Below are 12,671 nucleotides of genomic sequence, written 5' to 3' on the forward strand. Positions count from 1 at the left end.
AGTTAAATAATTCCAAATTTCTTTTTTGCTTTTTTTGGGTTTTTACCATAACCATAGCCGTAACCTTTCTTTTTAGTAGTTCCATTTAAAAGAACAGCCATATTGGGCAATCGTTTTTCATCATACATTGTTTGAGCTATGTATAATTGACGCTTATCAATATTGTTTGCGCTCACAACATAAATAAACATATCTGCAAACTCGCTAATAAGTAAAGTGTCTGTAACCAAGCCTACAGCAGCAGTATCAACAACTATATAGTCGTAGTTATTTTTTGCTTCGCTAAAAAGTTCTTTAACGCGCTCACTCATTAATAATTCTGCTGGATTTGGTGGTATTGCTCCAGACGGAATTACATCTAAAAACTCATTATCCTTAACAGAAACCGTTACATCTTTAATGGATAGTGATTTGTCTGATATATAATTTGTAAGACCCTTATCTGATTTTATTTTTAAGTATTCATTTACTTTTGGCACTCTAATGTCTGTTTCTATGAGGAGTACTTTTTTCTCAGAAAACGAAAAAGAGGTTGCTAAATTTATAGATGTGTGAGACTTTCCTTCTTGACTAGTTGTAGATGTTACAAATAGCGTTTTACAATCTTTACTTTTATTTTGAAGCATAAAATTGATGTTAGAACGTACAATTCTAAAAGCTTCAGCTTTTGGTGTATAATCAACTTGTTGCACAAGTCGTTTTTTCTTGTCAGATTTTGGAATATCACCTAAATAAGGCATTTTTAATACTTTTAAAAGCTCATTTTTATCATGAATTTTAGTATCTAATAAATCAGTTACATAAATAAGTGATACAGGAATTAAAATACCTAATAAAAATGCAGCTAAATAAGTAATATTCTTTTTTGGAGAAACAGGATCGCTATTAGCAAATGCAGAGTCTATTATTTTTGCATTAGGTGATGACAGACCTTGAGATATAGCTGTTTCTTCACGCTTTTGTAATAAGTATAAAAATAAAGATTCTTTGATGTCTTGTTGACGCTTCACATCTCTAAATTGTCTTGCTTTACCAGGTGCAGAGTAGAGTTGAGCACTTATTCTAGCATCTTCTTTGTTTAATGTATTAAGAGTGATTTTGTTTGCAGACTGAATATTGTCTAAACTTTGATTTAAGTTTTGCTTTAACGCATTAATTTCATTATTTAAATTTACGACAGTTGGGTTTTTTTCTGTTGAGTTTTTTAAAAGTCTATCACGTTGGAGTACTAATTCGTTATGGCTTTTAGTAATTAGTGCTACAGAGTTATCTGCAATACCAACATCTGCGGGCAATAAATCAGTGTCAGAATCATTATTGTTTAAATGATCTTTCATGTAGTCAATTAGCTGGATTTGGTTTGTAGTATTTATTAATTTGCTTTCATTTTCTCTTTCACTTTGTAAAAATATATCAGCTTGTGAGTTTAAAGCTGTAAGTCTGTTTTTCTTTTGTAGAGTTTCAGCTGTAAAATCTACCTGCTCTAGTTCGTTTGAAACAGTATTTAATCTATTGTTTATAAATTCTGATGTTGCATCTACTATTAGCTGTTTGTCATTAATAACATCATCATTGTATTTTTCAACAAGTTTGTCTAAAATTAATTGTGCTTTGGTCTTTAAATTTTCTTTGAGACTAATTTTAATAATGTTAGATCCTTTATTTGTAATTGCTTTTATTTTAGACTGATAAGCTCCAACAATAGATTTTACTGGAGACATTTTAATTTTTATACTACTTCCAGGTAAATAGTTATCAATACTTGGTGTGATTACTAAATCACCAAAACCTGTAGTGATTCGATCTCCAAAATTATATTCTTTTGCATCTGAGCTTTCTATATCTAATAATTCATTATGCTCAGTGTTTGATAGCATAAATTTTGTTTGAGATTTTATTTTTAAATATAACGTTGTGTCAATAGCATTGAGAATTGAATCACTCTCAAAAAAATTCAGGACAATTGGAGGGTTTTTGTAAACTTCTTGCTCTTTAATTTTACCTCTAACAAAATATTGAATATTAAGATTTAAATCCTCAACAACTTGTTTTATTAATGCTCTAGATGTAATGATTTCTGCTTCATCTTTTACGTTGTTAAAATCTGAAGAAAACATTCCGTAATCTTGTAACGCAGTAAGTTCTGGAAGTTGTTTAGACTGTTTTTCATCATTAATTTTTATAGATGCAGTGGCTTCATATTGATAGTTTGCATATCTTAAATGTAAATACGCCCAAGAAAGAGCTACTATTAAAAATAGCAAGATGAATTTCCATTTTGACAAAAATAAATCTACTTTGTTTCTCAATTCATCAAGATTTGTATTGTTGTAATCCATAGAAGTTTAGTGTTTATTTTATAAGGATTGCAGTTATTGTTGCTAAAACTCCAACAGCAGAAATTATTAAGCTATTATTTGGGTTATATGATGATTGACGTACTCTAGCATCATTAGGTGTAACATATATCATATCATTTTGAGTAAGGTAATACACAGGAGAATTAACCACATTAATAGAAGTTAAATCAAATTTCGCGTATTTTTTTTGTCCATCAACTTCTCTAACTAAAAAAACATTATTACGTTCTCCATATATTGTTAAATCTCCAGCTAGACCTAAAGCTTCAACAAGAGATATACGTTCATCTTGTATGGTAAATGTTCCTGGTCTATTAACTTCTCCTAAAACAGAAATTGTAAAATTAATTAACCTAATATTTACTATTGGATTTTTAACATATTCACTTAATTTTTCTTTAAGAAAATCTGAGGCTTGAGCTCTGGTTAATCCACCAATTTTTAGTGTTCCTAACACTGGGAACTCTATATTACCATCTGGGTCTACTAAATATGTTTGTCTTATCACATTGCCTTGAGCACTTAAACCACCTGAGTTATATGTTACCGCTGGTAAATTAAAGGGTCTTACAGCGTCTGGATCTAAAGCAGAAACATCAATTGTTAGAAGATCATCTGTTTTGTAAGCTAATTCAAACTTGGTGTTGAGTATTGTTTGATCGTTTACAGGTTCGTCTTGAAAGTAAACAATGTCTTTTTTTGATGCACATGATGAAATTAAAGCCAAAGCAAGTATAGCTATAGGTTTAGTAATTGTATTTGATGTAAATTTAAATGCCATTTGGTTTTTTATTTGGGTTAGTTTTTATGAATCTAAGACTTCGAATTTTGAATTGTTAGAAATGTATTCTGGTATAATTTCTTTTATTAATGAAACAACTTCAAGGGTTCTAACTTTGGAGTTTATTGAGCATAAGTTTGCTATTTTTTTATCAATTTCTTCATTATCAATTCGTTTGGTTCTAGCTATCATTATTTTTTCATGATATGTAGGCCGTGTATTTTCTCCATCAGCTAGTAATTCTTCATATATTTTTTCGCCTGGACGTAAACCAATAATTTTAATGTCTATATCTTCTGGATAACGAAGTCCAGAAAGAATAATCATATTTTTTGCAAGATCAAATATTTTTACAGATTCTCCCATATCAAACACAAATATTTCGCCTCCATTACCCATTGTTGCAGCTTCTAAAACAAGTTGACATGCTTCAGGTATAGTCATAAAATACCGTGTGATTTCTTCATGTGTTACAGTAATTGGGCCGCCTAAATCAATTTGTTTTTTAAATAAAGGAATTACAGATCCGTTAGATCCTAAAACATTACCAAATCTTGTTGTTATAAATTTTGTTTGACCTTTACCTTGTAAACTATTAACGTAAAGCTCTGCAATACGTTTTGTTGCTCCCATGACATTTGTTGGGTTGACAGCTTTATCAGTTGAAATAAAAACAAATTTATTTACACTATGCTTTACTGCTAAGCTTGCTACATTTCTTGTTCCGTTTATATTAACGCTCACAGCTTCATATGGGTTGTTTTCCATTAATGGAACATGCTTGTAAGCAGCAGCATGAAATACAATTTTGGGTCTGTAAAGATTAAAAAGATATTCCATACGTTGCGAATCTCTTACGTCTGCAACAACTGCTATGAAATTTTTTATTCCTTTTTGTATAAATTCTTGTTGTATGTTATATAAGGCAGATTCTGCAGTATCAATTAACACTAGTTTTTTGTATGCATATTGTGTAGCTTTTCTTGCAATTTCACTACCAATAGAGCCAGCTGCACCAGTTATAAATATTATTTGATTTTCATACTCATCTACTAAAGCAGGATTTATAATTGTTATGGGTTCTCTTCCCAATAAATCTTCAATTTTAACATCTTTAATTTGACCAATACTTAAATCGCCATCAATCCAATTTTGTACAGGTGGAACAATTTTTACTTTTAAACCTAAGTTGAATAGAAACCCTGATATTTGAAAAAGTCTTGAAGCTTCTATGTTTTGTATAGAAACAATAACTTCTTCAATAGAAAGATTGCTTATAAATTCAGTATTAATTTTATCTAAACTATAAACATTGAGTAAGTTTATTTTTTTGCCAACTTTACCTTCATTATCATCAATAAAACCAATGACTTCATGGGTGTTTTTTGGGTCATTTCTTATAGCATCATAAGTAATCATTCCAGAATTTCCTGCTCCAAAAATTAAAATTCTCTTTTGGGTTTTAATTTCATGCATTAAATTGTTATACAAAGATTTAATAAAGAGCTTAAACCCAATTAAGAATAGTATATTTAGCAGTAAATGAATATATATAATTGAACCAGATATGTTAAAGGTTTCATCGAAATGAAATTTTCGACTAAAAAATGTAGAAATGATTAAAAGTGTTGCTAATATATTAACACCAATTATAATATTTACAACATCTTTAAATCCAGTGAACCTTACAACGCCTTTGTGAGAGCTTACTAATAAGAAACTAATAAGAGCTGCTATAATTACAAAAGGTAGCTGCTTTAAAACAATGCTAATTTCAAAATCAATTTTAAAATTGAATCGAATTATATAAGCAGAAACAAAAGTAAAACTCACAATAAATAAGTCTAAAAGCATGATTAGCCATTTAGATGCATATTTGTGTGATATTTTATTTAGTAGTCTTGTAATCATACTCTAAAATACGTTTTTATTATGGATATAACTCTATCGAGTTCATTATCAGTTAAGTTAGAGCCGCTTGGTAAACATAAGCCTTTTTTAAATAATTGGTCTGATACGCCATTTATATATTTAGGATAATCTTTAAAAATTGGTTGTTGATGCATTGGTTTCCACAATGGTCTAGACTCTATGTTGTGCTTGTCTAGCTCTAGTCTTAAACCCTCTCGTGTTTCTTCAGAATCTGTTAATATGGTAGTTAACCATCTGTTTGAAAACATGCCTTCTGGTTCGCTTTTAAAGATTATATTATCTATATAGTTTAGGTTTTTTTTATAGAATTCGTAGTTTTTTCTTCGAGACGCTACGCGCTTATCTAAAACCTCCATTTGACCTCGTCCAATTCCGGCTAAGACATTAGACAGTCTATAGTTGTATCCAATCTTTGAATGTAAATATTCAACTGCTTTATCTCTAGATTGTGTGGCAAAAAAAACAGCTTTATCTTTTATTGTTTTATTTTTTGTAATTAATGCACCACCACCAGATGTAGTTATTATTTTGTTACCATTAAATGACAGTATAGAGATGTCTCCTAATGTTCCGCATTTTTTGTTTTTAAAAGTGCTACCTAGTGCTTCGGCACTATCTTCTAGTACTGGAATATTATAAGCAGCTGCAATTGAGTTAATTTGATCTACTTTATAGGGCATACCATATAAATGTACTGCAATTATAGCTTTTGGTTTTTTTCCTTTTTTTATGCGGTCTTGAATTGCTAGTTCTAATTGGTTTGGAGAAATATTCCAAGTATCTTCTTCGCTATCAACAAAAATTGGTGTTGCACCTAAGTATAATATTGGATTTGCAGAAGCAGAAAATGTTTTACTTTGACAAATAACTTCATCTCCCTTTTTTACGCCTAATAAGATAAGACCTAAGTGTATTGCAGCTGTTCCAGAGCTTAACGCAGCTACATGTATATTGTCATTTAGGTACGATTGAATATCATCTTCAAAACCATTTACATGAGGACCTAGTGGTGCTATCCAATTAGTCTCAAAGGCATTATTGATATAAGATTGCTCATTACCACTCATGTGTGGTGATGATAACCATATTTTTGATTCCATATCAAAATTTATTAAGCTTGTTTACTACTATTCAATCTTCTTGCCTAGTAAGGGACTTGGGACAGAAAATCTATTTTATATTTAATTAACTTTAAGTGTGTTAAACTAAACTCATTCTTAAAGTGTAATGCTATTTATAAAAAATATTTAAGGTAAATATTACTAATAATGTATAAGCATTCAAATTATAACGATAAATAGCAGGTTTTTACGATAATATTTAAAAATAATCTAATCTCAACTATTGTTATTATTTAATGAAGTTACTTTGTGGGTTAAGCCTGACATTGTTTCACTAGTAAAATTATGGGTTTTATTTAGTGAGGTATAAGCTTTAAATATGCTTTCTAAATTTTTAAAGTTTTCATCTATGTGAGTCCCAAAATTGTGCGGATGCCACCATAGATGGAACATTTCATTATGCTTTGCTGCATACTTCATTGCCTTTTTTATTCTTCTCATTTTTAAAGGCTCTAAAAAATTTAACTTTTGGCTATAAGGTCTGAGCAATCTACTAGAAGGTAAGTTAAGTGGTAAGTTTGAGTTGTATAAGCTTTCTACTTTATAGGTATTATATCCAGTAACATTAAAGTAGGCATCTAGCATTCTTAAAATCTTAAAGATAAACCAATTGTGATAAAATTTTGTTGTATGAATTGTGTAGATATGAGCTTCTTCTTTTCCTCTAAATGAGGTTATTCCGTGTTTTTTTAATACATACAAATAAGGATGGTCAATAGTTTTTTCTGCATCTATCATGTTTCTTGGAAATACAAGACTTTCAATTTTTACATTCATAGATTTCGCAATTTCAATGGCAGACTTTATATCATCTTCAAATTGCTCAACAGTTTGGCCAGGTTTATGACTATAAAAATGACAATATGTATGAGAACTTATTTCATGTGCATTAGTATCTCTAATTTTTTTAATTAAAGAAGGTGCATAATGATAAGGATCATCTTTTTCTTGGTCTCCAATGCTATTTATTAATGAATAAGGATTATATATTTTATTGTTATATGTTGGTTTGTTTTTTGGGGCGTATTTTAATAATTCTTTTTTGTTTTGTGCAAACAAGAATCCAACGGTAGAAAAAGTTAGCTTTACATTATATTGCTCGCATAGTTTAAGTAATCTATCTATTACAATTGGAACATTAGTTAAGTTTTCTTTATAATCATTTACAGATTTTTTGTCGAAAACGCCCCAATGCAATTCAAAATCTAACGAAATAACAAAATGTCCATTCACGTATATTACAGTTTAATTTTTATTTAGTTTTAAAGCAATATGCTTTTTATAGATTTATCTTTTTTGTCGTTTTCCATTGTCATCATAGTAATGGCAAACACAATTTTTTCCATAAACCCCAGCACTATGAAGAATACGCTTTGTGAGTTCAGAACATTTCATTTTTATATTATCTATAGGAGTGAAGCCAAAATTATTTGAGCTTATACTTATGCTTAAACCATATACACAATGCCACCATGTTTGAGGGATAAACAGCATCTCGTTTGGATTAATAACTGTATATAAGACGTTTGCATCTTTAAATTTTGAGTGTTTAGTTTCGTTAAAATCTTCCATATTTACACTACTAAGCCTAGAACCTGGTTCGTACTTATCACTAGGATACATTTTTTTGTTTTCCTTTGGACTTACTAAAAACACTAATTTTTGACCTTCAATTAATGCTAAAATATTATTAGCCAATCGATCTGTATGCCAGCCAGTAATTGTACCTGGTGGTCCTATCCATAATGATGTAGAATTTCTAATTGTATTGTTTGATATTAAAGAGAAATCTACATGTTGCAATAATTCTGGAAAAATTTTAGCTATAGACATATTTCCAAGGTAAGTTTCTGTTTTTGATTTGTCAGAATTACGTATTTCATTTAAATAGTCTTTAAATGCTCCAAACTGCCAATTGGTGTCACTTTGACGTATGTTTCCTTTGTAAGTATATGTTTCTTTGTTTTCTCCAATAGTTTCAAAATAGTCTAATGACCACAATTTTGTTGCTTCCCAATGATTCATCATTTGGGTAATTTTTACAGGCTTATTTTTTTTAATGTGCTTTTTGTAAAAGTCATTATGAGAAATGGTTTCTATTTCATCTACTTTTTGAAGCGGCTTATTTATAAGGCTTTGTGTTCTTTTTAATATTGATTCAAGCATGACTTATTGTATTACTGCATAGACGAATATATATCATTTATTTGTATTGCTTTATGATTTATATCATAATTTCTAACTCGTTTCTTTTTTTTAGATGAAATGAATATAAACATCTACAAAAGAAAAGGGTTATTATAATTTTATATGTTTACTTATGGGATAGGTTAATATTTAACGAATAAAACGATATTAAATTTTTGTTGTTTATAAGTTCATTTCTGAGTTTCAAAATGCTATTTTTGTATGTAACTAAAGATTAAAGTATTTAACCAAATTTAGATGTTAGATAACCCATTTACGTCAAAAACATATACATCCATTTGGACAAAACATTTTAATGAAGAAAAGCCTCCAATTCATTTTAAATTTATAAAGAATGTTCAATTTTATAAGCACAAACTCTTACCTTTTTATGTAAATATTGGAAAGAACTTAACAAAAGGGATTGATTATAAATTAAATGTTAGTGCAGACGACTATAAAGGAAAAGTTTTTTTTATCTATGATGTGCCTACATATTTTAATCTAGAAGAATTTAAAGTTACAAATAACTCGTCATTAAGATTAAAGAAGTTATTTCAGTATCAAGGATTTTTAATGGATATTTCAACTTTTGAAAATCAAGACGATTATATTAATGCTCAATTTAGTTCTAAAAACAGGAGAGAATTTAAATCTAATAAAAGGCGTTTAGAAACCAGTTTTAATATTAAGTATTCTTTTATTCATGGCAGTATTTCTAAACCTGAATTTGATTTACTCTTTAAGCAATTTTATGATTTGTTAAATAAACGCTTTCAAGGAAAGCAGACAAATTATCATCATTTAAAAGGAGTTAAATGGAATTTTTATAAAGTGTTAGTTTTTGAAATGCTTTTAGAAAAGAAAGCATCAATGTTAGTGATTTATAGTGATAAAAACCCTATTGGAATTACTTTAAATTTTCATGCTAAAGATGTGTTGTTTGAGACTATTACTGTTTTTGATCCTGATTACTATAAGTTTAGTATAGGCAAAACATCAATTATAAAATTATTAGAATGGTGTTTTGAAAACAACTACAAAATATCAGATTTTTCTAAAGGTGATTTTGATTATAAGCGTAAATGGAGTAACCATAGCTATAATTTTGATTATCATGTTTTGTATGATGTTAACTCTATTAAGGCTAGGTTGATAGCAAAGTTTAGTATAACTTTTTTTAAAATAAAATTATATTTACGTAAGAAAAAAGTAAATAATTTATATAGAAAATATTTGTTTAAAATAAAAGGAGGCAAAGCTGTATCAAAACATAATAGTAATTACATTACTGAAAAGCTGCCAAATTTCACACTTAGTAATGCATTTAAATTAATTGATTATAATAAAAATGATTATCGGTTTCTACTAGAACCTATTTATACTTTTTTATTTGCAAGCCAAGAGCCTTTAAGTAATATTAAAGTATATCAAAATAAGTTAAAAAGTAATGTTTATATAATTAGTGGAACAAAAGGATCAACAAAGATTGAGTTTAATTAATTCTCATCATTTTATCACATTTTGAAAATGCCAATCCAGCTTTGTAGTTGTTAAATTGTGATATATCTTTATTGCCATTTAGCCACTCAATATAAATTGCTGCTGTGTTAATTCCTGCTTCATGTGAAAATGGGTAACCACCTCCAAACCTTGGGTTTAGCTCTAGTGTATAAAGCTTGTTTTTAACAACAAAAACATCACAATCTAAGTTGCCAATATGCTTTAAATTATCTGAAATGATTTTACCTACAGTTTCGAATTTTGGATCTATAACTGAAACAGCTTTATCAGTTTCACCAGAACGCATGCTTAACTTTTCTCTTACATATGTGCCTATATAATTTCCATTAAAATCATTTAAAATATCTAAACCAAACTCTGTTCCATCTAGCTTTTCTTGCATAATAATTGCGTTGTTAAAATCCTCTTTGCTAGCGGTGTTTAGTATAGATTTTTTTAGTTTTAATTGCTGTAGCTTAAAAACGAGTTCTAACTCTTCAAAAGAATTTGCAAAATCTATACCTATAGATGCGCTTCCCCATCGTGGCTTAACAACTAAAGGAAAGCTAAGTGTTTTGCTTTTAATAGCATCTTTAACATCCAATATAGTTGTGTATGTTTTTGGCGTTTCTAGTTTAATTTGTTGTATGAAACTGAAAGTCTTGACTTTATCAAAAGCAATGTCAATTACATTATCACTAGACACTATAACTTTTGCACCAGTATTTTCTAATTCACTTTTATGTTTTGAAAGTATAGGAAGTTCTAAATCATTTAATGAAACTATAGCAGTAATACTGTGCTTGATTATAATTTTTTTTAGAGCTTCTATGTAGTTATTATCATAAATGCTTGGAACTAAAATAGCTAAATCTGCATCAACCATAGCAGGAGCAGAGTTGCTCATATCTGCTGCTATAATTAGACCTCGACCTTTCATAGCTTCTTTAAAATAGTTAATAAGATAATTGCGTCGTCCTGCACAAGTAAATAATATGTTAATTGCCATGAGTTGTATTTTGAGTTGTATCTGTTCCAGTGAAATCTGGTACAATATCGTTTTCTATACTATAAATTCCGTCTTTTTTAAAAACTTTAAATATTGTTAAAAATAGAATTTTAATATCTAATATCAACGATATGTTTTTTACATACCAAACATCATATTCAAATTTTTGTTCCCAGCTAATTGCATTTCTACCATTTACTTGAGCCCAACCTGTTATGCCTGGTTTTATGTTGTGTCTTTGTTTTTGAAAATTATTATATCTTGGTAAATACCTTATTAATAATGGCCTAGGACCAATAATACTCATATCACCTTTAATTACATTTAATAATTGCGGAATCTCATCTAATGAATATTTACGGATAAAAATTCCTGTTTTAGTTAATCGTTTTGATGGAGGTAATAAATCACCATTAGCATCAGTTTTATCATTCATAGTTTTAAACTTGATGATATTAAAGATGCGTTCATTTTTACCTGGTCGTTCTTGATAGAAAAAGGCTTTTCCTTTATTTTTAATAATTAATACAAACCAAGTAATAGCAAAAATTGGGAATAGCAATAAAAACCCAATACCCGCAGCAATGATATCAAAAATTGGTTTAATAATGTTTTTATAGAATGCCATTATTTTAAGCTCTTATAATATTTTAAAATTTCGTTCCATACATATTTTTGTTCATAGCGTTCAATAATTCTAGACCTTGTATGTTTTACCATATCTTTTCTTTTTTCAGGGTTACTAATTATAAATTGCATAGCATTTTTTAGTGCTGATTCATCTTTTGCAGGAATTATTAATCCGTTAACTTGGTCTTCAATAACTTCATTACAACCATTAATGTTAGATACTATACAAGGTAAATTCATGCAGCTACATTGCAAAACAACATTTGGAAAACCTTCTCTGTAACTAGGAAACGTTAATGCATGAGAAATAGCTACATATGGTCTAATGTCCTTTTTAACTCCTGTAACTATAATCTGTTTGTTTTTCATTATAATGGTTTCAGTATTTGGTAAAAGAGGATCTAAGTGATTTTCTCGCGGCCCAACCAAAAGTAACTTAATAGCATCATTTTGTTTTGATAATGCGTTAAATGCATTTACTAATTCATTTATACCTTTATCTTTTACAATACGCCCAATAAATATAAAAACAATATGGTCTTTGGTAATGCCAAGTTCTTGTTTTAGCTGTTCTTTTTTTTCTTGTGAAACTAAAGAAGCATCATAGTGTTTAGTATCAATACCATTAGAACTACCATTACCAATAACTAACAATTTGTCTGGTTTGGTGTATTTATTATCTATAATAATTTGCTGCAATCCAGTTGAGTTAGGTAAAATTTTAGTTGCGCATTTGTATGTGAGCTTTTCTACGACGTCAAGAAGCTTTCTTTTATTTCCTCTAGTTTCAAGCAAAGGTAATCCTGCAATAGTATGTAATCTATGAGGCACTTTGGCTAATTTGGCAGCAAGCATGCCTAGAGTTCCAGCTTTTGGTGTATGTGTATGAACAATAAAAGGCTTTTCAGCTTTAAGCACTTTGTAAAGTTTGTATGTAGCTTTTAAATCTTTTAAAGGCGTAATTGTTCTTGTCATTTCAACGACATGCGTTTTAATGCCTTCATTCTGTCTAACCTCGGCTAAAGCAGCTCCATCTCCAGATATTCCAATTACCTCATAATAATCACTCATAAAGCGAGATTGACCTCTTAAAAGCGTTCTTAAAGAAGAAGGCACTGTTGTTATGCGAATGAGTTTTTGCAAAATTA

Annotated in this window: 10 protein-coding genes; 1 reads left to right on the forward strand and 9 read right to left on the reverse strand. The window is 29.1% G+C overall.

What is annotated here, in order from left to right; genetic code table 11:
- Positions 1-2: 2 nt before the first annotated feature.
- The 6 genes from BXY80_RS07315 to BXY80_RS07340 all read right to left on the reverse strand — a co-directional run bounded on the left by BXY80_RS07315 (position 3) and on the right by BXY80_RS07340 (position 8,360).
- The gene (locus tag BXY80_RS07315; RefSeq protein ID WP_120200612.1) at positions 3-2,339 is read right to left on the reverse strand and encodes a GumC family protein; all 2,337 of its coding nucleotides are present in this window, start codon (positions 2,337-2,339) and stop codon (positions 3-5) included.
- Between the two features lie 13 nt (positions 2,340-2,352).
- Complete coding sequence (locus tag BXY80_RS07320) at positions 2,353-3,141, reverse strand: polysaccharide biosynthesis/export family protein (RefSeq protein ID WP_120200613.1); 789 nt, start codon at positions 3,139-3,141, stop codon at positions 2,353-2,355.
- Positions 3,142-3,165: 24 nt separating this feature from the next.
- Positions 3,166-5,052, reverse strand: a complete 1,887-nt coding sequence (locus BXY80_RS07325) for a polysaccharide biosynthesis protein (RefSeq protein WP_120200614.1) — start codon at positions 5,050-5,052, stop codon at positions 3,166-3,168.
- Positions 5,049-6,173 (reverse strand): DegT/DnrJ/EryC1/StrS family aminotransferase, encoded by a 1,125-nt coding sequence (locus BXY80_RS07330; protein ID WP_120200615.1) that lies wholly within the window; start codon positions 6,171-6,173, stop codon positions 5,049-5,051. The genes BXY80_RS07325 and BXY80_RS07330 overlap by 4 nt, the downstream gene beginning before the upstream one ends.
- A gap of 237 nt (positions 6,174-6,410) precedes the next feature.
- Positions 6,411-7,427 (reverse strand): polysaccharide deacetylase family protein, encoded by a 1,017-nt coding sequence (locus tag BXY80_RS07335; protein ID WP_120200616.1) that lies wholly within the window; start codon positions 7,425-7,427, stop codon positions 6,411-6,413.
- A 54-nt stretch (positions 7,428-7,481) separates the two neighbouring features.
- A complete protein-coding gene (locus tag BXY80_RS07340; RefSeq protein ID WP_120200617.1) occupies positions 7,482-8,360 on the reverse strand; it encodes a cupin-like domain-containing protein in 879 nt (292 codons plus the stop codon).
- 279 nt (positions 8,361-8,639) lie between these two features.
- On the opposite strand from BXY80_RS07340, the gene BXY80_RS07345 reads away from it, so the two are divergent.
- Entirely contained in the window at positions 8,640-9,884 is a 1,245-nt protein-coding gene (locus tag BXY80_RS07345) for a GNAT family N-acetyltransferase (RefSeq protein ID WP_120200618.1), read from the forward strand.
- On the opposite strand, the gene BXY80_RS07350 is transcribed toward BXY80_RS07345, so the two are convergent.
- The 3 genes from BXY80_RS07350 to BXY80_RS07360 are packed head-to-tail and all read right to left on the reverse strand — an operon-like array spanning position 9,877 to position 12,666.
- Positions 9,877-10,893: an ATP-grasp domain-containing protein gene (locus BXY80_RS07350; RefSeq protein WP_120200619.1), complete on the reverse strand. Its 1,017-nt coding sequence runs from the start codon at positions 10,891-10,893 to the stop codon at positions 9,877-9,879. The two genes, BXY80_RS07345 and BXY80_RS07350, sit on opposite strands and share 8 nt — an antisense overlap.
- Positions 10,883-11,521, reverse strand: a complete 639-nt coding sequence (locus BXY80_RS07355) for a sugar transferase (protein ID WP_120200620.1) — start codon at positions 11,519-11,521, stop codon at positions 10,883-10,885. The genes BXY80_RS07350 and BXY80_RS07355 overlap by 11 nt, the downstream gene beginning before the upstream one ends.
- A complete protein-coding gene (locus tag BXY80_RS07360) occupies positions 11,521-12,666 on the reverse strand; it encodes a glycosyltransferase family 4 protein (protein ID WP_245977203.1) in 1,146 nt (381 codons plus the stop codon). The genes BXY80_RS07355 and BXY80_RS07360 overlap by 1 nt, the downstream gene beginning before the upstream one ends.
- Positions 12,667-12,671: the final 5 nt, after the last annotated feature.

The organism is Ichthyenterobacterium magnum (assembly GCF_003610635.1).
GTDB classification, from domain to species: Bacteria; Bacteroidota; Bacteroidia; order Flavobacteriales; family Flavobacteriaceae; genus Ichthyenterobacterium; species Ichthyenterobacterium magnum.

Excerpts from the sequence above, each read along its gene's own strand:
- BXY80_RS07315 (WP_120200612.1), bottom strand. The coding sequence starts at position 2,339 with ATGGATTACAACAATACAAATCTTGATGAATTGAGAAACAAAGTAGAT.
- BXY80_RS07320 (WP_120200613.1), bottom strand. The coding sequence starts at position 3,141 with ATGGCATTTAAATTTACATCAAATACAATTACTAAACCTATAGCTATA.
- BXY80_RS07325 (WP_120200614.1), bottom strand. The coding sequence starts at position 5,052 with ATGATTACAAGACTACTAAATAAAATATCACACAAATATGCATCTAAA.
- BXY80_RS07330 (WP_120200615.1), bottom strand. The coding sequence starts at position 6,173 with ATGGAATCAAAAATATGGTTATCATCACCACACATGAGTGGTAATGAG.
- BXY80_RS07340 (WP_120200617.1), bottom strand. The coding sequence starts at position 8,360 with ATGCTTGAATCAATATTAAAAAGAACACAAAGCCTTATAAATAAGCCG.
- BXY80_RS07345 (WP_120200618.1), top strand. The coding sequence starts at position 8,640 with ATGTTAGATAACCCATTTACGTCAAAAACATATACATCCATTTGGACA.
- BXY80_RS07350 (WP_120200619.1), bottom strand. The coding sequence starts at position 10,893 with ATGGCAATTAACATATTATTTACTTGTGCAGGACGACGCAATTATCTT.
- BXY80_RS07355 (WP_120200620.1), bottom strand. The coding sequence starts at position 11,521 with ATGGCATTCTATAAAAACATTATTAAACCAATTTTTGATATCATTGCT.